At 45.9% G+C, this 24,724-nt stretch carries 27 protein-coding genes and 2 pseudogenes; 4 read left to right on the top strand and 25 right to left on the bottom strand.

Translation table 11 applies throughout. The features are described from left to right. Positions 1–6: 6 nt before the first annotated feature. The 9 genes from dnaJ to gpr all read right to left on the bottom strand — a co-directional run bounded on the left by dnaJ (position 7) and on the right by gpr (position 10,804). The gene (gene dnaJ, locus ACW5MY_RS11910) at positions 7–1,134 is read right to left on the bottom strand and encodes a molecular chaperone DnaJ (RefSeq protein ID WP_061573778.1); all 1,128 of its coding nucleotides are present in this window, start codon (positions 1,132–1,134) and stop codon (positions 7–9) included. 179 nt (positions 1,135–1,313) lie between these two features. Beyond that, on the bottom strand, positions 1,314–3,152 hold the full coding sequence (gene dnaK / locus ACW5MY_RS11915) for a molecular chaperone DnaK (RefSeq protein ID WP_014470690.1): 1,839 nt from the start codon (positions 3,150–3,152) through the stop codon (positions 1,314–1,316). A 24-nt stretch (positions 3,153–3,176) separates the two neighbouring features. Then, positions 3,177–3,743, bottom strand: a complete 567-nt coding sequence (grpE, locus tag ACW5MY_RS11920; RefSeq protein ID WP_013352935.1) for a nucleotide exchange factor GrpE — start codon at positions 3,741–3,743, stop codon at positions 3,177–3,179. A 59-nt stretch (positions 3,744–3,802) separates the two neighbouring features. After that, positions 3,803–4,834 (bottom strand): heat-inducible transcriptional repressor HrcA, encoded by a 1,032-nt coding sequence (hrcA, locus tag ACW5MY_RS11925; RefSeq protein ID WP_013352936.1) that lies wholly within the window; start codon positions 4,832–4,834, stop codon positions 3,803–3,805. A gap of 80 nt (positions 4,835–4,914) precedes the next feature. Next, on the bottom strand, positions 4,915–6,054 hold the full coding sequence (hemW, locus tag ACW5MY_RS11930) for a radical SAM family heme chaperone HemW (RefSeq protein WP_013352937.1): 1,140 nt from the start codon (positions 6,052–6,054) through the stop codon (positions 4,915–4,917). Between the two features lie 59 nt (positions 6,055–6,113). Further along, complete coding sequence (lepA, locus tag ACW5MY_RS11935) at positions 6,114–7,949, bottom strand: translation elongation factor 4 (RefSeq protein WP_013352938.1); 1,836 nt, start codon at positions 7,947–7,949, stop codon at positions 6,114–6,116. A gap of 132 nt (positions 7,950–8,081) precedes the next feature. Beyond that, a complete protein-coding gene (locus ACW5MY_RS11940) occupies positions 8,082–8,420 on the bottom strand; it encodes a YqxA family protein (RefSeq protein ID WP_007408270.1) in 339 nt (112 codons plus the stop codon). 16 nt (positions 8,421–8,436) lie between these two features. Next, positions 8,437–9,630, bottom strand: a complete 1,194-nt coding sequence (gene spoIIP, locus ACW5MY_RS11945; protein WP_013352939.1) for a stage II sporulation protein P — start codon at positions 9,628–9,630, stop codon at positions 8,437–8,439. A gap of 67 nt (positions 9,631–9,697) precedes the next feature. After that, a complete protein-coding gene (gene gpr / locus ACW5MY_RS11950; RefSeq protein WP_003152878.1) occupies positions 9,698–10,804 on the bottom strand; it encodes a GPR endopeptidase in 1,107 nt (368 codons plus the stop codon). A gap of 202 nt (positions 10,805–11,006) precedes the next feature. On the opposite strand from gpr, the gene rpsT reads away from it, so the two are divergent. Continuing rightward, a complete protein-coding gene (gene rpsT, locus ACW5MY_RS11955; protein WP_003152876.1) occupies positions 11,007–11,273 on the top strand; it encodes a 30S ribosomal protein S20 in 267 nt (88 codons plus the stop codon). 16 nt (positions 11,274–11,289) lie between these two features. Here the strand turns inward: rpsT and holA are convergent. Continuing rightward, positions 11,290–12,331: pseudogene (holA, locus tag ACW5MY_RS11960) on the bottom strand (DNA polymerase III subunit delta). 39 nt (positions 12,332–12,370) lie between these two features. After that, a pseudogene (locus ACW5MY_RS11965) lies at positions 12,371–12,525 on the bottom strand (hypothetical protein). Positions 12,526–12,565: 40 nt separating this feature from the next. Here ACW5MY_RS11965 and ACW5MY_RS11970 point away from each other — a divergent pair. Continuing rightward, positions 12,566–12,700: a YqzM family protein gene (locus ACW5MY_RS11970; RefSeq protein WP_003152870.1), complete on the top strand. Its 135-nt coding sequence runs from the start codon at positions 12,566–12,568 to the stop codon at positions 12,698–12,700. Positions 12,701–12,718: 18 nt separating this feature from the next. Here the strand turns inward: ACW5MY_RS11970 and ACW5MY_RS11975 are convergent, their stop codons facing one another. The 3 genes from ACW5MY_RS11975 to ACW5MY_RS11985 form a co-directional block, all read right to left on the bottom strand. Next, the gene (locus tag ACW5MY_RS11975) at positions 12,719–15,070 is read right to left on the bottom strand and encodes a DNA internalization-related competence protein ComEC/Rec2 (RefSeq protein ID WP_462061613.1); all 2,352 of its coding nucleotides are present in this window, start codon (positions 15,068–15,070) and stop codon (positions 12,719–12,721) included. After that, positions 15,071–15,640 (bottom strand): ComE operon protein 2, encoded by a 570-nt coding sequence (locus ACW5MY_RS11980; RefSeq protein WP_003152868.1) that lies wholly within the window; start codon positions 15,638–15,640, stop codon positions 15,071–15,073. It lies immediately after the preceding gene. A gap of 66 nt (positions 15,641–15,706) precedes the next feature. After that, complete coding sequence (locus ACW5MY_RS11985) at positions 15,707–16,321, bottom strand: helix-hairpin-helix domain-containing protein (RefSeq protein ID WP_013352942.1); 615 nt, start codon at positions 16,319–16,321, stop codon at positions 15,707–15,709. A 58-nt stretch (positions 16,322–16,379) separates the two neighbouring features. Between ACW5MY_RS11985 and comER the strand changes: the two genes are divergently transcribed. Beyond that, complete coding sequence (gene comER, locus ACW5MY_RS11990; RefSeq protein WP_013352943.1) at positions 16,380–17,201, top strand: late competence protein ComER; 822 nt, start codon at positions 16,380–16,382, stop codon at positions 17,199–17,201. A gap of 68 nt (positions 17,202–17,269) precedes the next feature. Here the strand turns inward: comER and ACW5MY_RS11995 are convergent, their stop codons facing one another. Genes ACW5MY_RS11995 through ACW5MY_RS12030 form a run of 8 tightly spaced genes read right to left on the bottom strand, consistent with a single transcriptional unit; the run spans position 17,270 to position 22,275 of the window. Further along, positions 17,270–18,007 (bottom strand): class I SAM-dependent DNA methyltransferase, encoded by a 738-nt coding sequence (locus ACW5MY_RS11995; protein WP_013352944.1) that lies wholly within the window; start codon positions 18,005–18,007, stop codon positions 17,270–17,272. Further along, complete coding sequence (gene rsfS, locus ACW5MY_RS12000) at positions 18,004–18,360, bottom strand: ribosome silencing factor (protein ID WP_003152864.1); 357 nt, start codon at positions 18,358–18,360, stop codon at positions 18,004–18,006. Before rsfS ends, ACW5MY_RS11995 begins: the two co-directional genes overlap by 4 nt. Positions 18,361–18,377: 17 nt before the next feature. Beyond that, positions 18,378–18,938 (bottom strand): bis(5'-nucleosyl)-tetraphosphatase (symmetrical) YqeK, encoded by a 561-nt coding sequence (gene yqeK / locus ACW5MY_RS12005; protein ID WP_013352945.1) that lies wholly within the window; start codon positions 18,936–18,938, stop codon positions 18,378–18,380. After that, a complete protein-coding gene (locus ACW5MY_RS12010) occupies positions 18,928–19,497 on the bottom strand; it encodes a nicotinate-nucleotide adenylyltransferase (protein WP_013352946.1) in 570 nt (189 codons plus the stop codon). The genes yqeK and ACW5MY_RS12010 overlap by 11 nt, the downstream gene beginning before the upstream one ends. Positions 19,498–19,507: 10 nt before the next feature. After that, positions 19,508–19,798: a ribosome assembly RNA-binding protein YhbY gene (gene yhbY, locus ACW5MY_RS12015; RefSeq protein WP_003152858.1), complete on the bottom strand. Its 291-nt coding sequence runs from the start codon at positions 19,796–19,798 to the stop codon at positions 19,508–19,510. Further along, positions 19,792–20,634: a shikimate dehydrogenase gene (aroE, locus tag ACW5MY_RS12020; protein ID WP_013352947.1), complete on the bottom strand. Its 843-nt coding sequence runs from the start codon at positions 20,632–20,634 to the stop codon at positions 19,792–19,794. Before aroE ends, yhbY begins: the two co-directional genes overlap by 7 nt. A 19-nt stretch (positions 20,635–20,653) precedes the next feature. Further along, positions 20,654–21,754, bottom strand: a complete 1,101-nt coding sequence (gene yqeH, locus ACW5MY_RS12025; protein WP_013352948.1) for a ribosome biogenesis GTPase YqeH — start codon at positions 21,752–21,754, stop codon at positions 20,654–20,656. Between the two features lie 2 nt (positions 21,755–21,756). Next, on the bottom strand, positions 21,757–22,275 hold the full coding sequence (locus tag ACW5MY_RS12030; RefSeq protein ID WP_007408254.1) for a YqeG family HAD IIIA-type phosphatase: 519 nt from the start codon (positions 22,273–22,275) through the stop codon (positions 21,757–21,759). A gap of 357 nt (positions 22,276–22,632) precedes the next feature. Between ACW5MY_RS12030 and sda the strand changes: the two genes are divergently transcribed. Next, positions 22,633–22,773 carry a sporulation histidine kinase inhibitor Sda gene (sda, locus tag ACW5MY_RS12035; protein WP_003152850.1) on the top strand — a complete coding sequence of 47 codons (141 nt, stop codon included), beginning with the start codon at positions 22,633–22,635 and terminating at the stop codon, positions 22,771–22,773. A 131-nt stretch (positions 22,774–22,904) separates the two neighbouring features. Here sda and ACW5MY_RS12040 read toward each other — a convergent pair whose 3' ends face one another. The 3 genes from ACW5MY_RS12040 to ACW5MY_RS12050 all read right to left on the bottom strand — a co-directional run bounded on the left by ACW5MY_RS12040 (position 22,905) and on the right by ACW5MY_RS12050 (position 24,649). Next, positions 22,905–23,039, bottom strand: a complete 135-nt coding sequence (locus ACW5MY_RS12040; protein ID WP_003152848.1) for a hypothetical protein — start codon at positions 23,037–23,039, stop codon at positions 22,905–22,907. Positions 23,040–23,113: 74 nt separating this feature from the next. Further along, a complete protein-coding gene (locus tag ACW5MY_RS12045; protein WP_003152845.1) occupies positions 23,114–23,845 on the bottom strand; it encodes an SGNH/GDSL hydrolase family protein in 732 nt (243 codons plus the stop codon). 69 nt (positions 23,846–23,914) lie between these two features. Then, positions 23,915–24,649, bottom strand: coding sequence for a polysaccharide deacetylase family protein (locus tag ACW5MY_RS12050; RefSeq protein ID WP_013352949.1), 735 nt, complete (start codon positions 24,647–24,649; stop codon positions 23,915–23,917). Positions 24,650–24,724 lie beyond the last annotated feature (75 nt).

The following is a 24,724-nucleotide window of genomic DNA, read 5'->3' on the forward strand; positions in this document are numbered from 1 at the left end:
CAATCATTACTCGCCTTTAAATGCGCGTTTTACTTTGTCAAAGAAACTCATTTCTTGTTCATCCGGCAGGTTACCGCTCACTTCAGCAAACTCGCGGATGATGTCTTTTTGTTTATCTGTCAGATTTGTCGGTGTGACGACGCGGACGACAATGTGCTGGTCGCCTTGTCCGTAGCCCCGGACATTCTGCACGCCTTTGCCTCTTAATCTGAATTTTGTGCCGGTTTGTGTGCCGGCAGGAATTTTCAATTTCACTTTTCCGTGAAGCGTCGGCACTTCCACTTCGTCTCCGAGTGCCGCTTGGGCAAACGTTAACGGCATTTCACAGTAAATATCATCTCCGTCACGCTCAAAGAACTCGTGGGCGCGCACATGGAATACGACAAACAGATCTCCCGGAGGACCTCCGTTTACACCCGGTTCACCTTGACCCGGAACGCGCAGCTGCTGTCCGTCGTCCACACCGGCAGGGATCGTAACGTTGATTTTTTTCCGTTTTTTCACTTTGCCCGTGCCGCCGCAGTCCGCACACTTGTTTTTGATGATTTTCCCTGTTCCTTCACAGTGGTGGCAGACTCTTCGGTTAAGCACTTTGCCAAACGGCGTGTTCTGTTCGACATTCAGCTGGCCTGAACCTCCGCAGTGCGAGCACGTTTCCGGCTTTGTTCCCGGCTTTGCGCCAGAGCCTTTACATGTTTCGCAATTCTCTTCGCGGGGAATTTCAATGATCGTCTCTTTTCCGAAAGCCGCATCTTCAAATGACAGTGTCATTGTATACTGCAGATCAGCGCCTTGCCGCGGTGCATTCGGATCACGGCGTCTCGTGCCGCCGCCGAAAATGCTTGAGAAGATGTCATCGAAACCGAAACCGCCGAAGTCTCCCCCGCCGCCGAATCCGCCTCCGAAGCCCTGATTAGGGTCAGTATGGCCGAATTGATCATATTGAGCGCGTTTTTGGTCGTCTGAGAGCGCTTCGTATGCTTCTTTTACCTCTTTGAATTTTTCATCTGCTCCGGATTCTTTATTGATATCAGGATGATATTTTTTTGAAAGCTTCCGATAGGCTTTTTTGATTTCATCCTTTGAAGCGCTCTTACTTACTCCAAGCACTTCATAGTAATCACGCTTACTCATCTCGCTTCACTCTCCCGAATTTCTCACATAAATTAGATTGTATCATTTTGAATTATGTTTTTTCAATTCCTTTTATCCCGGGCAAGAAAAAAAGTCAAAGCCAAGAGATGCCTGACTTTGACTTTCTGTCTGTTGAATCAGAATATGCTGTGTGTTCTTCCGCTTTCTGCGGAAAGAACTTATTTTTTCGCTTCGTCGTCTTTTACTTCTTCGTATTCCGCATCGACAACGTTATCGTCCGCTTTTTTGCCTTCAGCGTTTGCTCCGCCTTCAGCCTGCTGCGCTTTTGCCGCTTCTTCATAAAGCTTCATGGAAAGCTCTTGAACGATTGTTTGAAGCTCATCTTTTTTCGCTTTGATCTCTTCAATTTCGTTTTTCTCGATAGCTGCTTTCAGCGCGTCTTTCGCGTCGTTTGCTTTTTTCACTTGCTCTTCGTCCACTTTGCCTTCCAGGTCTTTTAGAGTTTTTTCCGTTTGGAACACAAGCTGGTCAGCTTCGTTGCGGACTTCGATTTCTTCTTTTCTCTTCGCATCAGCGTCAGCGTTTTCTTCCGCTTCTTTTACCATGCGTTCGATTTCGTCATCTGAAAGACCTGAAGAAGATTTGATTGTAATGTTTTGTTCTTTTCCTGTGCCTAAGTCTTTCGCTCTTACGTTTACGATACCGTTTTTGTCAATATCGAAAGAAACTTCGATTTGCGGTACGCCGCGCGGTGCAGGCGGGATATCAGTAAGCTGGAAGCGGCCGAGCGTTTTGTTGTCGGCAGACATCGGGCGCTCACCTTGAAGCACGTGAATGTCAACAGCTGTTTGGTTGTCAGCTGCAGTTGAGAATACTTGAGACTTGCTCGTCGGAATTGTCGTATTGCGGTCGATCAGTTTCGTGAACACGCCGCCCATTGTTTCAATACCGAGAGAAAGCGGTGTAACGTCAAGAAGTACAACGTCTTTTACGTCTCCTGTGATGACGCCGCCTTGAATCGCAGCACCAAGCGCTACAACTTCATCAGGGTTTACGCCTTTATGCGCTTCTTTACCTGTTTCTTTTTTGATTGCTTCCTGTACGGCAGGAATACGTGTAGATCCGCCGACAAGAATAACTTTGTCGATTTCGCTTGCAGAAAGATCCGCATCTTGAAGAGCCTGACGGACAGGAGCCATTGTGCGTTCAACAAGATGAGCGGAAAGCTCTTCAAATTTAGCGCGGGTCAATGTCAGCTCAAGGTGAAGAGGACCTGCTTCTCCCGCTGTGATAAATGGTAAAGAAATTTGCGTAGATGATACGCCGGAAAGGTCTTTTTTCGCTTTCTCAGCTGCATCTTTCAAACGCTGAAGCGCCATTTTGTCTTTTGAAAGATCAATGCCGTTTTCTTTTTTGAATTCTGCTACGAGATGATCAATGATGACTTGGTCAAAGTCGTCCCCGCCAAGACGGTTGTCACCGGCAGTTGAACGGACTTCAAACACGCCGTCGCCAAGTTCAAGAACAGATACGTCAAACGTACCGCCGCCAAGGTCGTATACAAGAATGGTTTGGTCTTCGTCCGTTTTATCAAGTCCGTATGCAAGCGCTGCTGCAGTCGGTTCGTTGATAATACGCTCTACTTCAAGACCGGCGATTTTACCGGCATCTTTTGTCGCTTGACGCTCTGCATCGTTGAAGTATGCCGGAACCGTGATAACAGCTTTTGAAACTGTTTCGCCCAGGTAGCTTTCAGCGTATGCTTTCAGATGCTGAAGGATAATAGCTGACACTTCTTGAGGCGTGTAGTCTTTTCCTTCGATTTCTACTTTATAGTCAGTACCCATATGGCGTTTGACAGACATGATTGTGTTAGGGTTTGTGATTGATTGGCGTTTTGCCACTTCCCCTACTTGGCGCTCGCCGTTTTTAAATGCAACGACTGACGGAGTAGTACGGTTTCCTTCAGCATTGGCGATAACTGTAGGCTCGCCGCCTTCAAGCACTGCCACACATGAGTTTGTCGTACCCAAGTCAATTCCGATTACTTTACTCACTTTGAATTACCTCCTGCTATGTAGTTATTGATTCACTTTTACCATTGAAGGACGGATAACGCGATCCTTCAGTTTGTAGCCTTTTTGCAGTTCTTCGATAACAATATTGCTGCCGAAGTTTTCATCTTCGACCTGCATTACGGCTTGGTGAAGGTTCGGATCAAATTCCTGACCGACAGCTTCGATGGCTTCAACGCCTTCTTTTTCAAGGGCGTCTATCAGCTGGCGGCGGACCATTTCCATACCTTGCAGCAAGCTTTTTGTCTGCTCGCTTTCAGCTTCTACCTGTAAAGCCCGTTCAAAGTTGTCGAGAGCCGGAAGGATTTCCGTTACGACGTTTTGAGAACGGTATTTCTGAGCAGCTTCCATTTCAAGGCGGCTGCGTCGTTTATAGTTTTCAAAGTCTGCTTGAACACGCAAAAGCTTGTTTTCTTTTTCATCAAGCAAACCCTGCAATTCATCAATTTGGTGCTGAAGGTCTTCTTCCTGACCAACGGTTTCTTCATGCTGTTCTTCTGAAGCGGCTTGTTCTGTCATTTCTTCTTGTTCTGCTGCTTCAACCTGTTCTGCGGTTTGTTTTTCTTCTGACATTGTGTTCACCTCCCTCAAATGCTGTAAAAAGATGACTGAAAATGATTGCCAAAATTCCCTTATTCATCATACAAACTTGTGAATGCTTTTGACAAGTCCGAAGTCACGTGCTGCAGCAGGCTGACGACTCTTGAATAATTCATGCGTGTCGGCCCGATGATGGCGATTGATCCGATCTGCTTCGTATCAACAGTATAGGTGGCCGTGATTAAGCTGCAGTTTTCCATTTCTTCGTAGTCATTTTCTTTCCCGATTTTGATTGAAATCCCGGCTTTTGATGACTGAAACAGCTTCAGAACATCCTGCTCTTTTTCAATTAAGGATAAGAGCGAGCGGACCCGTTCAATATCGTGGAACTCCGGCTGATTCAGCATATTGATTTTTCCGCCGAAAAACAATTTCTCAACATGGGTCGCCGGATGGAATGTGGATCGGAGCGATTCGAGAATGCTGTCATAGTTGGCAATATGCTGCCTTAAATATGTGACAACCTCTTTAAAAATACGCTCATTCAGTTCGTCCATCGGCACGCCCGCTAATCGATCGTTTAATATATTGACCAGTTTTTCAATATCGGCCAAATCCACTTTAGCCGGAAAATTGATGGTGCGGTTTTCGACATGACCCGTGTTCGTGACGAGGATGGCGACCGCCTTATCCGGCTGGATCGGAACGATTTGAATCTGTTTAAGATAGTTCTCGCTCAGCGTCGGCCCGAGGACAATCGATGTGTAGTTTGTCAGATCGGACAGGATTTGCGCTGATTTTTGGACTGTTTTTTCCAGCTCGAAGATTTTTTCTTTAAATATCGAGTGAATTAAATCCAGATCGGTTTTTGTCAGCTTGACGGGTGACAGCAAATGATCGACATAATACCTGTACCCTTTTTCCGACGGAATCCGTCCTGAGGATGAATGGGTTTTTTCAATAAAGCCCAATTCCTCCAAGTCAGCCATCTCGTTTCTGATCGTTGCAGAGCTGAATGTAATCTCGTCTTTTTTTGAAAGAGTTCTTGATCCTACAGGCTGCGCTGATTGTATAAAATCATTAATAATCACTTGCAGGATCAACAGCTGACGATTTGTTAACATCATCATCACCCCTGTTAGCACTCAAGGTCAGCGAGTGCTAATTCTATATCAAAAGTAACAAACCAAAAGAAAAATGTCAATTATAACTCACCCAAAAAAGCGCCAAAAACCTCATTTCCTAATAATTTGCCCTCATGCGTTAATGCAACCGATTCTTCCGTGTCACAGATCAGGCCTTTTTCGGTTAAATCTTTGAGAACATCGGGAAACAGTTCGTCAACCGAGCGTCCGAATTTATCGAGAAAAGCTTGCTTTTGTACGCCGGACATTTTTCTGAGACCGAGGAACATTTCTTCTTCAATCTGCTCCTCACGTGTCACCTCGTGCGTGTCACGATAAGGCAGCCCCTTTTCTTCGATGAGCTGAATGTAATGTTTCACAGGCCCGGCGTTGACGGTGCGCGTGCCGCTGATATACCCGTGAGCGCCTGCGCCAAAACCGAAATACGCTTCATTGCTCCAATACGTCAGATTATGCTGCGACTCGTATCCGGGCTTTGCAAAGTTACTGATCTCGTATTGACGGATGCCCGCTTCACTCATCTGCCTCATGACCGTTTCATACATCTCGGCCTCTTGTTCTTGCGCCGGGAGATGCAGACGGCCTTTTTGCATTAAATTATAAAACACCGTTTTCGGCTCTACGATCAGCGAGTAAACGGAATAATGCTCCGCATCAAGAGACAAAGCCGTTTTGACGGAATTGTCAAGGTCGGCCAGCGTCTGACCCGGCAGGCCGAACATCAAATCGAGACTGATGTTGTCGAAGCCGAGAGCCCTCGCTCGTTCAAAGGAAGTGAATACGTCCTTTTGTTTATGCACTCTGCCGATTTTTTGTAAAAGCTCATCTTCAAAGGTTTGAACACCGAAGCTCAGCCTGTTGACACCGGCATTTTTCATGATTTTTAATTTTTCCGGGGACAAATCATCCGGATTCGCTTCCGCGGCAAATTCTATGAGTCCGTCAGAAGGTTTCAGCACACGGTGAATGGAATCCATCAATTTTTCCAGCTGGTCGGGTGAGAGCGATGTCGGCGTGCCTCCCCCGATAAAAATCGTGCGGAGATCGGGGCGTCCCGTCCGTTCTATTGTGTTTATCATTTCCTTTTCGAGTGAGTTTAAGTACTCATCGACAGGCTGGCTCTGAATAAAATATTTATTGAAATCGCAATAGTGGCAGATATGCTCACAAAACGGAATATGAATATAAGCTGATTTCATTTTGAAACACCTTCTTCTTTACAGAAAGAAGCCGCAGCGCGGGACTGCGGCGGCTTCCGTTATTTTTTCGGGCTGTCATCCATTTTAAGAACGGCCATAAACGCTTCCTGCGGCACTTCTACCGAGCCGACCTGCTTCATCCGGCGTTTTCCTTCTTTTTGTTTTTCAAGAAGCTTCCGTTTCCGCGAGATGTCTCCTCCGTAACATTTTGCAAGGACGTTTTTCCGCATGGCCTTAATGGTTGAGCGGGCCACGATTTTCTGTCCGATCGCTGCCTGTACGGGCACTTCGAATTGCTGGCGGGGAATCAATTCTTTCAATTTTTCGACGATGACTTTCCCGCGCTCGTATGCGTAATCGCGGTGCACGATAAATGACAGCGCATCAATTTTTTCTGCATTCAGCATAATGTCCATTTTGACGAGTTTGGACGGTTTGTAGCCGATCAGCTCGTAATCGAAAGAGGCGTACCCTTTCGTGCTGGATTTCAGCTGATCAAAAAATTCATATACGATTTCCGCAAGAGGCATCTCATATACAATGCTGACCCGGTTGGCGTCTAAGTACTGCATATCGATAAAGTTGCCCCGTTTCCCCTGGCAAAGCTCCATAACCGCTCCGACGTAATCGTTCGGAACCATCATCGTCGCTTTGACATAAGGTTCTTCCACCCGCTCTATTTTTTGCGGGTCAGGCATGTTTGACGGGTTATCCACGATGATCTTTTCGCCGTCCGTCATATAAACGTCATAAATAACGCTCGGCGCGGTCGTAATAAGGTCAATTTTAAATTCCCGTTCAATCCGCTCTTGAATGATTTCCATGTGAAGCATTCCTAAAAAACCGCAGCGGAAACCGAAGCCGAGGGCTTGTGACGTCTCCGCCTCGTATTGAAGAGATGAATCGTTCAATTCAAGTTTTTCCAGAGCTTCGCGCAAATCATTATATTTGGCTGTGTCAATCGGATAAAGTCCGCAGTATACCATCGGATTGAGTTTGCGGTAGCCCGGAAGCGCTTCTGCCGCAGGCTTAACCGCGCTCGTGATCGTATCACCGACACGGGTGTCGCCGACGTTTTTGATTGCGGCTGTCAAATAGCCTACGTCACCGACTGTCAATTCGTCAGCCGGCTGCGCTTTCGGCGTAAAGACGCCGACTTCAATGACTTCAAACTCTTTTCCGGTTGCCATCATTTTAATTTTCTGGCCCGGTTTGACCGTTCCTTCTACGACTCTGATATACGCGACGACTCCGCGGTACGCGTCATAAAGCGAGTCAAAGATGAGCGCTTTCAGCGGAGCTTCCGGATCTCCCGCGGGAGCCGGCACTTTTTCTACGATCTGTTCTAAAATGTCTTCGATGCCGATGCCCGCTTTCGCTGAAGCGAGGACGGCGTCTGAAGCGTCAAGGCCGATAACGTCCTCAACCTCTTGACGCACACGTTCTGGCTCTGCGCTCGGAAGATCGATTTTATTAATGACAGGAAGAATCTCAAGATCATTATCAAGCGCCAGATAGACGTTCGCCAATGTCTGCGCTTCTATTCCCTGAGCCGCATCAACAACGAGAATCGCGCCTTCACAGGCAGCCAGGCTTCGCGAAACTTCATATGTAAAGTCGACGTGTCCGGGCGTGTCGATGAGATGGAATATATATTCTTCTCCGTCTTTTGCTTTGTATTTCAGCTGAACGGAATTTAATTTGATGGTAATTCCCCGTTCGCGTTCAAGGTCCATTGAATCAAGCAATTGTTCTTTCATTTCCCGCTGGGTGATCGCCGATGTTTTTTCTAAAATCCGATCCGCCAAGGTCGATTTGCCGTGGTCTATATGGGCGATGATGGAGAAATTCCGGATTCTTGACTGCCTCTCTAAACGCTTTTCTTTATCTGTCACAATCTATCACTCCTACTATTAAACGCAAAATACACTAGCTTAGATTATATCAATAGGATTGTAAACATTCAATTAAAACAAGAAAGAGAAAAGCTTCCTTTAAGGAATCATCCGCTTTTCTCTTCATCAATGCTATCGGTTCAGTTTCGAAACCCACTCGTACATCGCCTGCGCCGAGTCCGTCACGGTATTTGAAAGGGTTTCTCCCGCTTTTGAAAACAGGTTGAAGGTTTCCGCCTGTTCCAGCTGTTTTTGTTTTTCTTCCAGATCTTTCGCCGTAACGGTTTGCCCCAAAATGGAAGCTTCTTTTTCCTGTCCTTCTCCGCCGCCGAGCGTGAATGCTCCTTTTAAGGAGGGATCTTTGTATCCTTTCATATCAAGCATTCCGCTGTTTGCCTGCTGCATGCCGAACAAAACGCCGAAAAACATGACAATGGCGATCAGCAGGCATTTGCCGGTAAAACGGATCATTCGAATCACCTGATTTCTATTGTTTTTTCTTCTCTCCTGATTGCGAGCTGACCTTGTCTGCATCCCAGTACAGTTCGCTGAACACATCGGCCACGGCATCTGATGCGCGCCTCAGTTCTTCAAGATTGTTATCCACGCCCCCGAATTCCAGCAGAAGCGACCTGTCGTTTAAATCCTGGTTGTATACTCCATTATCTCCCGGAGAGCCTTTTGATAAAACACCGACGCTTAAGCCGGGGTATTTTTTCTCCATCAGCTTATGAAGTTCACTTGCGAGTTTATAGTTTTCTTCAAAATTAGCGCTTTTTTTGCCGACCACGATGGCGACTCTGGCATAGCTTTTTCCTTTGATGTCGGCTGTCGTATTTTTCTTGCGGCGGGAATCCCGGTGAATGTCTATGGTATATTGCAGATTTTTATTTTTGGCGAGCGCGCTTTTTACGACCGGCCTTGATTCGTCATAGCTTCGCGCATAATTTAAGCCGTCTTTGTTCAGGCGGGCCTGAATGTCGGTTTTATCTACGGTCGCTCCTACACCTTGCGCTTCAAGCGCTTTTCCGAACATATCTCCGACAAGCGTGACATTGGCCTTCGAATGGCGGGCGTTATCAGGATTTGTTTCCCCCTTTAACAGAGGAAGATAAGATTCGGTATTATGAGTGTGGTAAATAAAAACGACTTTTTTGCTGCCTGTTGAATGTTTCGGCGGCGCCGTTTCTTCTTTTTTCGTTTTGTTTTCGATTTCTGCCAGGTTCACTTCTTTTTCTTTTTCCATCACCTTCGACGGCGGCGGAGATTCAGCAGGCATATTCGTATAATCCGTCCCCTGCCCCGCCAGAAGGATCTCCGTATCGTATTGGGCAAATCCCGGCAGCTCACGTCCCAAGAAACTCCGCGGGTCTTCCATATTAATACTTGTCGCCAGTTTTAAGGAAAGCCGGGACAACTGAAAAGAGTCTTTTTCAGGAAGCTCTGAGGCGAAATAATGATTTTCCATACCGAGGAGGTGTGCAAACGCGTCACCCGGAAGTTCTCCGGCAATTCCGTGAAGAGAATCCGAAGAAAGCCTCAGTTCAGGGCGAAGCGATGTGAGCACACCCGATAATACGAAAATAACGATAAGGCTTGTCATAAACAAAAACATGCCCTTGAGCGCATTTCCACCGTTTACTGCAACGACAATTTGACGGTTTCTGCGTTTTTTTCTCATGATTTGAATCCCTCCAGCGCTTGTCTAGTAATTACTCTATGAACAAGCTAGAGGAGGTAGAACCATTTTAATGATTATAAGAACCTTTGTTATCTTGTGACACTTTTTCATGAAGGGCGGTGTTTAACCCGTTTGCAAGCACGTTCGCCATATCATCAATAAAGGTGTCAATCTCCTTCGGCGTGACCATCAGATTATGGCCGAGCGGAGAGAGCACTTCGTGAATCAGCTGGCGTTTTTCGTTTTCGTCCAGCGTGCCGACAATACCGAGAAAGGATTGGCGTTCTTTTTCTCCGGGAAGATCTTCGTCTGTCAGCACCTTCTTTTTGCCGAAGTTCATTCCGGCGGGCACCAGAGATCTTGACGGGCTGTCATCTTTCATCTCTCTGCCGAAATGCTTTAATATATAATCCACCGTATCGCTCGCGATCGTAACCGCATCAACGACAGTCGGTACCCCGATTGCGATGACGGGGATGCCGAGCGTTTCCTTGCTTAATTCTTTTCTCTTATTGCCGACGCCTGATCCCGGGTGAATGCCCGTATCAGAAAATTGGATGGTCGTGTTCACCCTTTCAACGGCTCTTGCCGCAAGAGCGTCTACCGCAATCACAAAATCCGGCTTTGATTCTTTGATCACACCTTGAATAATATCGCTCGTTTCAATTCCCGTTAATCCCATCACACCGGGAGCAAGCGCGCTGACCGGCCTGTACCCTTCCTGTACGTTTTCCGGCTGAAGCCTGAACAGATGCCTTGTCACAAGAAGGTTTTCGGTCACGAGAGGGCCGAGCGCATCCGGCGTCACATTCCAGTTGCCGAGACCGACGATCAAACAGCTTGCATCCTTTGGAATCTTTAATGCCGACAGATAGGCGGAAAATTCCTCGGCAAACACTTCCGTTACTTTTTCCTGCATGTCAGAGTCGTGTTCCCGAACCCCTTGAGCCTCGATCGTGACATAGCGTCCCTGCTTTTTCCCCGATAGCTCGGCGCCTTCTTTGGTAATATCGACGGTTCTGACTTTAATGCCGCCCTTGTCGCGTTCTTTTTCAATAAACCCGTTTATTTCTTTTGTCTGACCGGCTTGTCCGTCTTTTACCGCCTGTTTCGTTTCTACCGCTAAATCCGTCCGTATCAGAAATTGATTGACATCCAGTTCGTTGTTTTTCACAGGAAAGACCTCCTTCAATCATCGTGGTATATAGTGTGACCATTTACAAAACGAATCATGCGAATTTACCCATCAACGAAAAATACTTTACATTTATATTGCAATCTAAAGTTCTGTTTGATAGAATACAATTTGTTCTATTGTGAAGAAGATTTAACCTTAAGACACTGTGCTACAGGTTGTATCTTAGGAGGTGAAACACATGCCAAACATTAAATCAGCGATTAAACGTACAAAAACAAACAACGAACGCCGCGCTCATAACGCGACAATCAAATCTGCTATGCGTACTGCAATCAAACAAGTTGAAGCTTCTGTTGCTAACAACGAAGCGGATAAAGCGAAAACTGCTCTTTCTGAAGCAGCGAAACGCATTGATAAAGCAGTGAAAACAGGTCTTGTACACAAAAATGCCGCAGCTCGATACAAATCTAGACTTGCGAAACAAGTGAACGGACTTTCTGCATAATACAAAAACGATCCCTTTAACGGGGATCGTTTTTTTCATTCAGTCCCGAGAAGCTCAAGGAGAAAGAGCTCCAGCAAGAGCTGCTTGTCCTTTTTCCCCGTTTTCATTTCATAATCCATCACTGCGAGCCTTTCTATAATACGCCGCAGCTCTTCTTCAGAAAATAGCCTCGCCTGATCCATCGCCAGCTTTACCCGGAAGGGGTGCACCTTTAAGTTGGAAGCGATTTGCTTTTGGCCGTATCCTTGTCCCGCAAAATACTTTGTCTGCATAATCAGACGGAATTGGTTGGCGATCAGCGCCATAATTTTGATCGGTTCTTCGTTTTGTTTTAAAAGATCATAAAATATTTGAAGACTTTCCGTCCGTTTTCGGTTCACGATTTTGTTGATCAGCTCAAAAATATTCTGCTCCAAACTTCTTGCGACAAGCTCCCGGACATCTTCAAGCGTGATCTCATGTCTGTCACCGGTGTAGGCGGAGAGTTTTTGTATTTCCTGATATATGGAAGACAGATGGCCGTTTGCAAGCAGAACCAAATGCTCGGCAGCTTCTGTATCCATCGTTTTATTTTCGGATTTCGCCAGATTAATCGTAAAATCAGTCGTCTCCTTTGCATTCAGCTCCTTAGCTTCAATCATAAGGGCTTTTTGCTTCAGCGCTTTCGTCAGCTTTTTCCGTTCGTCCAGCTTTTCATACGGAGCCACAATCACAAAGACCGTATAAGGCGCAGGCTCCTTCAGGTAAGTCTCCAAAGCGCTTGTATTATGCTCTATTTTTTCTTTCTTTTTTTCCCCTGTTAAAAAAGACGGATTTTTTACGATAACCAGCCGCTTCTCTCCCATAAACGGAAACGTTTCCGCATCGGTTATGGCCTGGTCAAGCGGATCCTCTTCAAGATCAAAAACAGACAGGTTAAAATCTTTAGTCTCCTCATCAACGACAGCTTGTCTGATCCGGCTGACAGTCTCTTGGAGCAGATACGTTTCTTTTCCGTATAAGCAATAAACGGAGCGGACATCCCCTTTTTTCAGGGCTTTCCAAACATCAAATACCATGATCGTATGACTTCCTCTCTTTCTTGATCCCCTTCTATCCTAAATTGAGTTCGGCAAATAGTAAAGAGGAAGCTTTAAAAAGGACAGCTTCCTCATTTATAATAAACGCCTGATTCACAAGCTCCCGGGTCTGCTTGTAAAAAGGCGATAATCACAAGAACAGAAAACGTTACCATCACTTCTAGATTTTTCAAAACAATTCCAGTATACTTAGGGAAGTCAGGAGGGATGAAATTGAATGATTTTGAAAAAAACGTTCAAAGCAAACGAAATGATGCTGTTGACTCAGCTGTCGGTTTTGTCGTGTCCTTCGGATTTTTCGCCTTTTTGTTCGTGATGGCAACAGCCATCCATCTTATCGGCTCTTAGCCGCATTCCGGGCTGCTGTCAATCGGCAGTCTTTTTTACTTCTTGCGCCCTGGTTTCTTCTATATCATATGGAGGGAAGACGGAAAACGTTCCGGCGCCTTTTTCAAATCTGTATTGAATCGTTCCGCTGATATCGGTGCGAAGCACATTGACAGAGTACGCCTTCAAACGATCCAGCACTTCTTCATGCGGATGATGGTATCGATTCTCTTTTCCTGCTGAAATCAGCGCTGCTTCCGGCTGAAGCTGTTTCAAAAAGGCTTCACTCGTTGAGCTTTTGCTGCCGTGATGACCCGCCTTCAATATATCAGCCTTCAGTTTCGGATACGTTTTCAGCACTTCTGTTTCGCCGTCCGATTCTAAATCTCCCGTCAAAAGCCAGCTCACTCCGCCTAAAACCGTCCAAAGCACCAGTGATGAATCATTTTTACTCTTTCCGTCAGATGACTCCGGAGACAGCACCTGAAACTGAAGATCACCCGCTGTAATGGTGTCGCCCCGCTTTGCTTCGGCAACGGGAATGTTGTTTTCTTTCGCCATTTTTAATATGTTCTGATCCTTCGGTTCTTTTACGAATCCCACGGGGACAATTAACCGTTTGACTCTATGATTTTTGATTAACACTCCGGCTTCTCCGATGTGATCCTGATCCGCATGGGTTAAAAACAGCGCATCCAGCTTTTTCACCCCTTTTCCGTTTAAAAACGGAATCAAAACCTTCTCGCCGATAGAATACGTGTGGCGTTTTTCTTTCCATGATTCTCCGGGATAAGCAATCACTCCCCCTGTATCAACCATTACGGTCCCTTTGCGGTGCGGCGCGCTTATAAACAGCGAGTCTCCCTGCCCGATATCAAGCATATCCGCTTCTCCCCATGGACTGAAATACGGACGGCATATTAAATAAGCCAAAACCGCGCAGAAAAAAAGAGCCGATTTCCTGAGTTTTAAAAAACCTCCCTTTTCCAAAGCCGCAAAAAGCGTAAAAACGGAAACCGCAAGCAGAAGAAGGGAAAGAAAGTCAGGCTTTGACACAATCATAGTAAATAAATCAACGGATGCCGCATATGTAATGAAATCATGCACAGGCTTCATCACAAGGTCAAACATATCAAACAAACATTCTCCCATCTGCCTTGAAAGCAAAAGAAGAAGGAAGCCGATGACAGAAACCGGAATGACAAATAACGTATAAAATGGCACCATCACCATGTTCATCGGAAAACTGACAAGTGAAATTTGCTGAAAATGATAGAGAAGAAACGGAAGTGAGCTGAGCTCTGCAATGAATGAGGCCATCGCAAGCCCGGCAAGTCTGCTTTTCCCCGCTTTCTTTAAAATGGAGGATGACAGAATTAAAGAGGCGCTTACCGCAAAGGAAAGCTGGAAGCCCGCCTGCCAAAGGAAGTAAGGATTAAACAGCAGGAGCAGCAGATAAGACAGAGACAATGCAGCAGAGGAATGAATGCCGCGTTTAACAAGAGTTCCGGCGATATAAAATCCCAGCATGAGGGATGCGCGCAATACGGATGGGGCGGCACCGCTCAGCAGCGTATACACCGGCAAAAACAGCAGCAGCAACATCCCCGCCTTTTCTCTTGTCAGCCCGATTCTGATCAGAGCATAAAATAGTCCCGCCGTAATAAGACCGACATGCATTCCGGAAATCGCCATTAAATGAACGACTCCCAAATTTTGATATGCACTCAGTATATCGTCCTCTATAGAAAATCTTTCACCTAAGGTCAGCGCTTCAACAATTCCGGCGGAAGATTCAGGTACGTGATTCCGAATGATTGAAATCAAATTTTTTCTGAAGTTCAGCAGTTTAAACAGCGGCTGTTTGGATTTTTCACACTGCTCAATGGAAGTCACGGAAAATAACCAGTGAATCTGCTGAGAGTAAAGATATTCCTTATAATCAAAACCTCCGGGAATCGTCGCATGTGCAGGCTGTTCCAGAGAGCCTGTAAACGTGCAACGCATCCCCGGTTCAAGCTGTTCAATGAGTCTCTTTTCCTCAAGAGACCGGATTTTATACGAAGCCGCCCATTTTTCCTTGTCATGTGTACGGATAACGGCTGACATTTTCGCTCCGTCAACCTTCGGAATATTAGTGATGACGGCCTGTTCAGTATAACTGCCGGCCTGATACCGCGTTACATTCGCAGCGTCACAAACCGTATAAAGAAAGAAATAAACACAAAAAGAAACGAGGCAGACAACAACCGGAGCAGGCTGCTTTGTTTTTATCATAATAAAGAGAAGATACAGAAGAAAAAGGAGCAGAACCCAGAAGACATGAGCGGCGGCAATTCCCGCAGTTGCAGAAACCGCCGCCAGAGGCAGAAGAAGGTATTTATATTTCATTTATACGTAACTGGTAAACAGCTCATTGGCCTGTTCATGAATTTTTTTCAGTTCATCTGCCTTAACTCCCGCATCAGATAATTGCTGAATCAGACCTGCTACAAAAGACAATTTTTCGCGGTTTTTCAGATCGATGATCATTTCATCAAGTTCGACCTGCTCCACCTTGACTCCGGCTTGGCTGAACAGCTCTTTTGCATAAGGCTGTGTTTTGTAATCTTCGGCATAATAGACCGTTTTGATGCCTGCCTGGATAATTGATTTGCAGCATTGAATACAAGGATAATGCGTCACATAAATTTCGGCGCCCTCCGTCGGAACACCGAACTTAGAACATTGCAGAATCGCATTCATCTCTGCATGTATGGTCCTCTGGCAATGATTATCTATTAAAAGGCATCCTTCATCAGCGCAATGGACGCCGCCGGCAATTGAGCCGTTGTATCCGCCGGCAATCATCCGCTTATCTCTGACTACGGTTGCCCCGACTGACAGTCTCGGACATGTGCTTCTCAGCGCCAGCAAATGGCTTTGCGCCATAAAATATTGATTCCATGAGATTCGTTCCACAAGTGTTCCCTCCAAAAAGTCTTGTTGCTTTTCTAAGTTTACATAGATTTAAGCAGAACCGTCAATTCACTTTACCGTAATGGAAGTTTTTATCCGCTCAAATGACTTTTCTCCAAAGCCTGATACATTCATCAAATCTTCAGCAGTCTGAAACCGTCCGTTTTCTTCTCGGTAGGCGATAATGGCTTCCGCTTTTTTCTGCCCCACCCCGGAAATCGCCTGAAGTTCGTCCAAAGATGCCGTATTGATATTGACAGCTGCATTCTCCTTTTCACCCGCTGCTGTTTTCGGGTGATTCTCTTCTTCGCCTTCACTCGGAATATAAACAATCGTCCCGTCCTGCAGCTGCTCTGCTAAATTAACATTCAATTCATCCGCCTTTTTCTTCAGGCCTCCGGCTTTTTCAATGGCTTGCGTCACTCTGTCTCCCGCTTTCATTTCATACACGCCGGGATTTCGGACCGCACCTTTCACATCAATCATAATCTTATCGTCTGCGGTGTCTTTTTTGTCCGCGACGGAGGCTGAGGCTGTTTGGCCGAGCACGGACTGCTGTTTGACCGGCTCTTCCTTTTCAGAACGAAACAGCCAAATACAGATAAAAACCGCCCCTGCCGCAAGACAAGCGCCCAGAATTTTCAGGTTCCGCCGCAGCCGCTCCGTCATCATCGCTTTCGTCATATTGCATTGCCTCCCCGCATAAGGTTTAGAGGATTAAGGGAAAAAGGAGGGGAATTCATTGAAAATAGGCTTTATCGGCACCGGAAACATGGGAACGATCCTGATTGAATCGTTTATCGAATCAAACGCTGCCGATCCCTCACATATCACCATCACAAACAGAACAATCGAAAAAGCATTAAAACTAAAAGAACGTTTCAGCGGCATCCATGTCATTGAGGATCAGGAAAAGCTCGTACAGGATAATGAAATAATATTCATTTGTGTAAAACCGCTGGATATATATCCTTTGCTGAAAAAACTCACACCGCATTTACGGAAAGATCACATTTTAATCTCCATTACCAGCCCCGTTCAGACGGATCAGATTGAACATACGGTTCCGTGTCAGACGGCCCGCGTCATTCCGAGCATTACGAACCGCGCCTTGGCCGGCGTCTCGCTTGTTACGTTCGGCAAAAGCTGCAGCGAGGCAGCAAAAGCAGATATTCAAACACTGTTCACTCATATTTCAAAACCTGTGGAAATCAGCAGCGGCATTACAAGAGCGGCGTCAGACATTGTCAGCTGCGGGCCCGCTTTTATGAGTTATCTCGTTCAGCGCTTTATTGACGCGGCAGTGGAAGAAACGGACATCACCAAAGAAGAAGCCGTGATTATGTCGACAGAAATGCTTGTCGGTCTCGGAAAGCTTCTTGAAACGGGGCATTACACGCTTCCCGCCTTGCAGGAAAAAGTATGCGTAAAAGGCGGCGTCACCGGAGAAGGACTGAAGGCTCTCGAAAGCGGTGTTCAGGATATGTTCAATCGTGTCTTTCAGCGTACACATGACAAATACGATGAAGATATATCGTTAGTGAAGAAGCAATTTCACGTGTAACTGAGTATGCCATAAAGAGCTTTATCGCGCCAATCGCAAAAAATGCATTTTAAAAACCATCGTTCCGTTTAAACGATGGTTTTTGGTTTGCCTGCCGTAAAGAAAAGACGTTCAGACTCTGTTGAAGGAGGCCGGTCTGTAAAATCAGCCGTCACCTTCTTCAGTTCAAATCCGGTCTCTGCAAGCATTTGTTTATATTCTTCAATGTAAAATGTTTTTTGCTCATGCGTCTCGTCATAGCGGTCATAAGATTGTCCGTTCCATACGAAAAAGGACATATCATGGATGACAGAAAGCTCTTCATCGCCGGCAAAGCTTTGCCAGATATAGCTGATCTGCTCATCCTGATCCGCATGGGTGCTGTCCGGAAAAAGCTCCGTCATTTTATACGGGGAATGGACGTCAAACAGAAGCAGGCCGCCCTCCTTCAAAACTTGAAAAACACTTTTGAAGGTGCTTAAGACATCATTTTTCGTTTTTAAGTAATTTAGGGAATCACAGCAGATGACTACGGCATCAAACTGTTCTTCAAAACCGGAAAGCTTTCTCATATCCTGCTGGAGAAAAAGAATCGGCTTTCCCGTTTTTTTCTGCTGGGCACAGCTCAGCATATCTTCACTCAAATCAATCCCCGTGACTTCGCAGCCTTTTTCAGCAAGCCTGATGGATATTTCTCCGGTTCCGCAGGCAAGATCAAGCACCCTTCCCTTTTCCGGAAGAGACGCTTCGATCCAGCCCGCCCATTCATCATACGGCGCATGTGACATTAACTCGTCATATACACCGGCGAAGCCTTGGTAAATCATGAGTTCAAGCCGAGTTCAAGCTCTGCGAGCGGCGCGTCGCCCCATAGCTTTTCAAGATTATAGTAGCTTCTTTCATCTTTATGGAAAACGTGGACAATGACGTCGCCGAGATCAACTAAAACCCAGCGAGCCTCATCAAACCCTTCCATCTTTTTGACATCAATGCCGTTTTCTTCTGCCTGATCTTTAATTTCACGCGCAATGGCCTGAACCTGTTTATCAGAATTCCCGTGGCAGATTAAAAAGTAATCCGCTACAAGTGAGATTCCTTCCATGTCCAGCGCTAAAATATCTTCTGCACGTTTATCGTCGCATGCTTTTGCCGCGATTTTTAATACGGAAGCTTGATTCATTTTCCATATTCCTCCTGTCATTTTTGAGACACCAGCCAGTTATAGGTTGCAAACGTCTCCGGAAAGACCGGCTGGTTTTTTTTCATCAGAAATATCATTGTATTTTTCATCGCTTGTATGAGCGCTTCGTTCAGATCTGTTTCCGCCAGACGGCGCACCTCTTCCACTCCGGGAAAATGGCGGCCGGGTTCAATGTAATCCGCAACGTAGATGACTTTGTCTAAAAGGGTCATTCCGGGACGCCCTGACGTGTGATAGCGGATTGCATCCAAGATCTCAGGATCAGTGATCCCCGCTTCTTTCTCAGCCAAATACGCTCCCACAGGGGCATGCCACAGCTCGGCATTGTAATCCAAGAGCTCAGCCGGCATTTTTTCCCGCACGATGATCTGCTTCATTTCTTCTTTCGGCCGGAATTTCGCATAATCATGAAAAATAGCCGCCATTTCCGCTTTTTTCGTATCTGCTCCGAACCGGCCTGCGAGAATAACCGCCGTATCTGTCACGCCGATTGTGTGGATGTAGCGATGCTCGGTCAGCTGTTCTTTGACGCAGGCAAGTGCTTCCTCACGATTCATATAAATCATTCTCCTCTATATACTGCCTCACTTTATTCGGCATTAAGTATTGCGTCGGCTTTTTTGCTTTGAGACGTTCTCTCAGCATCGTTGACGAAACGTCAAATTCCGGAACGTCGGCAAAAAGCAGCGGGTACGGTGTCTCAATATGATACCCCGGGCGCCGCACTCCGATAAATTGAATGAGCGTGAGCAGTTCGTCCAGTTTGTACCATTTCGGCAGATATTCAATCATATCCGCCCCGATAATAAAGAAAAGCTTGTCGTTCGGGTGCCGCTCCTTCAGTAAACGGACGGTATCATAGGTATAAGAAGGGCCTTTCCGGTCCATTTCCGCAAGCTCAAGCTTAAAGAAGGAATTAGAGCTGATGGCAAGCTTCAGCATCTCCACCCGGTGCCGGCTGTCTGTAAAGTCTTCATTCTGCTTATGCGGCGGGATTTTATTGGGCATAAACCAAATCTCATCGAGCTCCGCCTGATGAAGGACTTCATTAGCCATCAGAAGATGTCCGTTGTGCGGAGGGTCAAATGTGCCCCCGAATATTCCGATTTTCTTCATGTCAACCACCTTACGGAAGCTCGATTTGTTTATTTTCCTTTGATTCCTTATACAATACGATCGTATTTCCGATCGTCTGCACCAATTGTGAGCGGCTGCCTTTCACAAGCGCTTCTGCGACATCGTTTTTATCGTCTTCGCAGTTTTGAAGCACGCTGACTTTAATCAGCTCTCTTGCTTCTAAAGCCTCGGCAATCTGTTTCACCATGTTTTCGTTGACTCCGCCTTTTCCCACTTGAAAAATAGGCGTTAAATGATGCGCTTTTGAACGCAAAAACCGTTTTTGTTTTCCTGTTAACATTGTGTTCCTCCTAGTTTTCCTTCAACAATTGCTCTCATTAAGCTGCTGTCAGGCTCTTGTTCCGTCCACAGCTTGAAAGACAGTGCAGCCTGTTCCACAAACATGCCGACACCGTCAAGGGTTGTTAAACCTCTTTTTTCAGCTTCTTTTAAGAACGCCGTTTGAATCGGGTTGTATACGATATCACAAACGATGGCGCCCGTTTTGGCCCGTTCCAATGAGAGCGGCACGGCATCCGTTTTCGGATACATGCCGACAGATGTTGTATGAATAATGACGTCATATTGTTCAAGCTGATTTTCAGCTTCTTTTAAAGTAAGGGCGCGTTTCTGCTGAAAAGAGGGAGCAGCAGCAATCAGACTTTCTGCTTTTTCCGGCGTGCGGTTGCAAACGTCAAATTGTTTCGGCTCTCTGCGGACGATCGTCGTAAAAATCGCTCTTGCCGCTCCTCCCGCCCCAATCATGAGGATGGAGAGCTCTGATATCGGTTTGTCCAATACTTTGACTAAGGATTTATAAAACCCATCTCCGTCAGTATTATACCCGATGAGCCTGTCTCCCTCTCTTTTGACGGTATTTACGGCCCCGAGTACTTTCGCGCTTTCATGTATTTCATCCAGATGCTCCATGATCGCGACTTTATGCGGGACTGTGACGTTCACTCCGCAGATGCCAAGCGCCTTGATTCCGTTAACGGCGTCCTTGAGATGACGAGGTTCCACCTGAAACGCAAAATACTGCCCGTTGATGTTCTTATCTTGCAAAGCTGCGTTATGAATATCGGGTGACATTGAATGCCCGATCGGATTTCCGATTACTCCGTACAATTGTTTCATGCTCCCTCTCCCCTTCTCTCTATATTAATGAACGGCGGACAAATACGTGTACGCCTTTCGGAGCATATGCCGTTATTTTTTTATCTGCTTGCTGCACCGTGACCCAGCCGAGTCCGGAAAAAACGATATCCGTCTTTCCTTCTTTAATCGTAAACGTGTGGGCCGTAAGCTCCGGAAATTCATCCAAATGATCTTTTCCGGGCGGGGTAAGCAGTTCTCCCGCATGCTTTTCGTATAAAGCATCAGCATTTTCAAGCTTTGTTCTGTGAATCATCAATTCATTCGGCATATAGCAGACAAACGCCGTTTTATCGCCTGATACATAGTCAAACCGGGCAAGCCCGCCGAAATAAAGCGTTTGTTTTTCATTCAGCTGAAAAGTGCGCGGCTTCAGTTCTTTTTTCGGTGTCAGCACCTTTAAGTCACGCTTGTCCACGTAATGCGCCATCTGGTGATGGTTAATGATTCCCGGCGTATCATAAAGCGCAGATCCGTCATCAAGCGGGATTTCAATTGCATCAAGCGTCGTGCCCGGAAATTGAGAGGTGGTAATAATATTCTCTTCCCCTGAGACCTCTTTAATAATCCGGTTGATAAATGTGGATTTGCCGACATTGGTACAGCCCACCACATACACATCGCGCCCTTCGCGGTAATGTTCAATGGCGTCAATGACTTCCTTCATCCCTTGTCCGCGGGAAGCGCTGATTAAAAAGACATCAAGGGGTTTTAAGCCGTATTCTTTCGCTTCGCGTTTCATCCATTGGACGAGCCGTTCCCGCTTTACGGATTTCGGCAGGATATCGGCCTTATTACCGACAAGAATGATCGGATTACCGCCGACAAAGCGGTTCAGCCCGTTTATCCAGCTTCCGTTAAAATCAAAAATATCAACGACTTTGACAATTAGAGAGTCAGTATCGCCGATTGTGTGCAAGATATTTAAAAAGTCATCATCCGTTAATGAAACATCTTGAATTTCATTGTAATTTTTCAGTCTGAAGCAGCGCTGACAAATGACATTCTCCTTCGTGAGCGATGCCTTTGGCGCGTATCCGAGACCTTTTTTATCCTCGGTCTGGATCGTTACTCCGCAGCCGATGCAAACAACCTTTTCCATTCCTAATCCTCCCACTGAATATGGCCTTTACGTTTCAAAGAACTCAATATTCTCCGTTCAATCCGGCGGTTAAAGCGCGTCATGACTCCGTCAGAGGAAGCGACAGGCACGACGAGGATCGTATGATACCCGTTTCTGTTTCCGCCGAGAACATCAGTAAGCAGCTGATCGCCGATGACCACACAGTCTTCTTTTTTCAGATCCATGCTGCTGACGGCTCTTTTAAAGGCGCGCCCCATCGGTTTTCTTGCCTTATAAATAAACGGTATGCCAAGCGGCTCCGAGAATAATTTCACTCTTCGTTCATTATTATTGGAGACGATCGTGACTTTAATGCCGTGCTCCTTCATTTCTTCAAACCACTCGATTAATCGAGGTGTCGCACTCGGTCTGTCCCACTCCACAAGCGTGTTGTCAAGGTCTGTAATAATCCCTTTCACATTGCGTTCCTTGAGCTTTTCCGGTGTGATATGAAATATATTTTTCACAAATTCGTCAGGTAAAAAAAACTTTTTTAACAAAACCCGCACCCTTCCTTTTCTTTCTATCATCTATATGTCGAAACCTGTCAGATTTAAAAACAAAGTCGGACTCAGTAAAAAAATTTCGACAAAAATTGGGTTTCTTCACCAGTTGTGGATAAAATTACACACATTATCCACTCTTATTACATCCGGATTTATCCAGATTATAAACAAGATACTAACAAGTTATCCACTTACGAGTGTGGATAACAGAACGATTGTTCTTATTTGTATTTCATGGTAGATTAAAGATAACCTCACCATGATTGAAACGCAACCTTCCATCATATGCTTGCGTCTGATGATTGATTACAATTGTAAGGAGGTGCCACTCCCATTAATTGGGTCCCCGGCATGAGAAAGCTTTCTGATGAATTACTAATAGAATCTTATTTCAAAGCCAATGAAATGAATTTGAGCCGTGAATTTATCGAGTTAATTGAAAACGAAATCAAAAGAAGATCGCTCGGACACATTATTTCCGTTTCTTCTTAAACAGAAAAAATTCCCGGGCGAATTTCCTTTTTTTACTCAGATGACTGATATTATATCACTTCGGTTATGCGCATTACTACCACTTTCAACAAAAAACACCCCTAAAATAGAGGTGTTTAAGAGGACGGCTGCTATATATTGAACCAATACAGACCGCCCAGGACGAGAATGACGACGAGCAGCACAACAAAAAATGCGTACCAGTACCCCGCATTCACCCGAGGAGGCGGGCATACAGGATATTGCGGAGGGAAACCGCGGTTCATAGCAATCGCCTCCAAAAGATGTTTTTTCTACAGCCTATGAAGCAGAAGCAAAACGGTTTAGGCAGCTGACGGCGTCAGCGTTCCAAAACCCGCCCATTTTTTATGCCTTCAATTAAGATTCTGGCGCCTTTTGGCGTCATATGATTTCCGGAGGGATCTATCAGTCCGGATTGGATCAGCGCCCGGTCTGTATCTTTGCCGCCGTCCGCGCGTATAAAGTGTTTCCAGTTATCCACCAGCGGCACTTTCAACTCAGCTGCAACCTGCCTCGTAACGCCGTTATAGGAATTATGCCATGTTCTCGCGCCGCCTTTTTCTTTAAAGGCTGAGGCTTTATATCTCGAATAGTAATAGAGATGATGCGTTCCGTTTCCTTCTATAACCGGGATGCACGTCATTAAAATCGGCTTTATGCCGTGATTTCTGCTTTCGTTTATGAAATAAGTCAGGTTTTCTTTAAACCGTTTCTTTGATACTCGCGGCTGATCTCCCGTCAAAATGCCCGCATCATTTGTTCCGAACATGATAAATAAATATTGGGGCTTACGCTCCAGCACATCGCTTTGAAAGCGCAGGCGCGCATCCTCAGTCGTCTGGCCGCCTATTCCCGCATTTATAACCGTAAGACGGCCGCGTTCCGCTGTTTTTAAAATGTTTACCCACTGCTGCGCCTTCGGATAATCACGATAATCCCAGTTGGAACCGCGCGTATTGCTGTCGCCGAACGCGACAACACTTTTCTCTTTGCCCGCAGCGCATCCTGATAACAGACAGGTTATCGTAATAAAAAGAACAGCAAACTTCATTTTCTCTCCCTCCAAACCTTACCTCCTATGGTACACATCTCTTTGGCGGCTTTCAACGCGGCGCTCTCTTTACTGGATATGAAAAGGACCGGAATCCTGTCCGATCAAATCCGAAACCTTAACAAACGTGTAGCCCTGCTTTTTCAGCTGGGGAATGATTTCTTTCAAAGCCTCCACCGTCTGGCGCCGGTTTCCTCCGCCGTCATGCAGAAGAACGATATCTCCATCTCTGGCATGTGAAACAACGTGCCTGACGATTTTTCCTTTTCCGGGCCTTTTCCAGTCCCTCGGATCTTGGTTCCATGACCACATGATGATATGATAGCCCTCTTTTAAGATGCTTTTGAAAGCCGTCTGATTCAACGACCCTCCCGGCGGGCGGAATAACTTGTCCCCTTCCGGCTGCAGCGATCTGATATGATGCGCGGAGCTGTGAAGCTCTTGTAAAATGTCTTTGCGTTTTAAACGGTGAAAATAAACATGGTTCATCGTATGGTTGCCGATTTCATGTCCTTCTTCAACGATGCGTTTTGCCGTTATGGGGTATTTGTCTATACGGCTCCCGATACAAAAAAAGGTTGCTTTAACATTGTGCTGTTTCAGCACGTCTAACACAGCCTCCGTATAGACAGGATGGGGGCCGTCATCGAAGGTTAAAGATAGCTTCTTTTTTTCAGACCTTATATCCCAGTACACGTTTCCCGTCTTCTCCATGTCACTTCTTTTTAAAGATTTCGCATCGGCGGACACGGCAGTGAGACTCGTGAGGACGCATATCATGATGATCAGATGAAAGCATCTCAACGTTTACACCTCCAGTAAACACTACTGTTAACGTGTCCCCTTTTATAAAAAATCATTCTCTGCATCAAATGGCAA

This window comes from Bacillus sp. Bwzl_19, from assembly GCF_054900515.1.

Bases quoted from the DNA above. Each gene is read 5' to 3' on its own strand.
- spoIIP (WP_013352939.1), bottom strand. From the start codon at position 9,630: ATGAGAAAAAAACGCAGAAACCGTCAAATTGTCGTTGCAGTAAACGGT.
- ACW5MY_RS11995 (WP_013352944.1), bottom strand. From the start codon at position 18,007: ATGATTTACCAAGGCTTCGCCGGTGTATATGACGAGTTAATGTCACAT.
- ACW5MY_RS11975 (WP_462061613.1), bottom strand. From the start codon at position 15,070: ATGAAATATAAATACCTTCTTCTGCCTCTGGCGGCGGTTTCTGCAACT.
- ACW5MY_RS12040 (WP_003152848.1), bottom strand. From the start codon at position 23,039: ATGAACCGCGGTTTCCCTCCGCAATATCCTGTATGCCCGCCTCCTCGG.
- grpE (WP_013352935.1), bottom strand. From the start codon at position 3,743: ATGTCAGAAGAAAAACAAACCGCAGAACAGGTTGAAGCAGCAGAACAA.
- aroE (WP_013352947.1), bottom strand. From the start codon at position 20,634: ATGAAACAATTGTACGGAGTAATCGGAAATCCGATCGGGCATTCAATG.
- ACW5MY_RS12045 (WP_003152845.1), bottom strand. From the start codon at position 23,845: ATGAAGTTTGCTGTTCTTTTTATTACGATAACCTGTCTGTTATCAGGA.
- ACW5MY_RS11940 (WP_007408270.1), bottom strand. From the start codon at position 8,420: ATGATCCGTTTTACCGGCAAATGCCTGCTGATCGCCATTGTCATGTTT.
- yhbY (WP_003152858.1), bottom strand. From the start codon at position 19,798: ATGTTAACAGGAAAACAAAAACGGTTTTTGCGTTCAAAAGCGCATCAT.
- ACW5MY_RS12010 (WP_013352946.1), bottom strand. From the start codon at position 19,497: ATGAAGAAAATCGGAATATTCGGGGGCACATTTGACCCTCCGCACAAC.
- yqeK (WP_013352945.1), bottom strand. From the start codon at position 18,938: ATGAATCGTGAGGAAGCACTTGCCTGCGTCAAAGAACAGCTGACCGAG.
- sda (WP_003152850.1), top strand. From the start codon at position 22,633: ATGAGAAAGCTTTCTGATGAATTACTAATAGAATCTTATTTCAAAGCC.
- hemW (WP_013352937.1), bottom strand. From the start codon at position 6,054: ATGAAATCAGCTTATATTCATATTCCGTTTTGTGAGCATATCTGCCAC.
- rsfS (WP_003152864.1), bottom strand. From the start codon at position 18,360: ATGAATCAAGCTTCCGTATTAAAAATCGCGGCAAAAGCATGCGACGAT.
- dnaJ (WP_061573778.1), bottom strand. From the start codon at position 1,134: ATGAGTAAGCGTGATTACTATGAAGTGCTTGGAGTAAGTAAGAGCGCT.
- rpsT (WP_003152876.1), top strand. From the start codon at position 11,007: ATGCCAAACATTAAATCAGCGATTAAACGTACAAAAACAAACAACGAA.
- yqeH (WP_013352948.1), bottom strand. From the start codon at position 21,754: ATGGAAAAGGTTGTTTGCATCGGCTGCGGAGTAACGATCCAGACCGAG.
- hrcA (WP_013352936.1), bottom strand. From the start codon at position 4,834: ATGTTAACAAATCGTCAGCTGTTGATCCTGCAAGTGATTATTAATGAT.
- ACW5MY_RS11985 (WP_013352942.1), bottom strand. From the start codon at position 16,321: ATGACGAAAGCGATGATGACGGAGCGGCTGCGGCGGAACCTGAAAATT.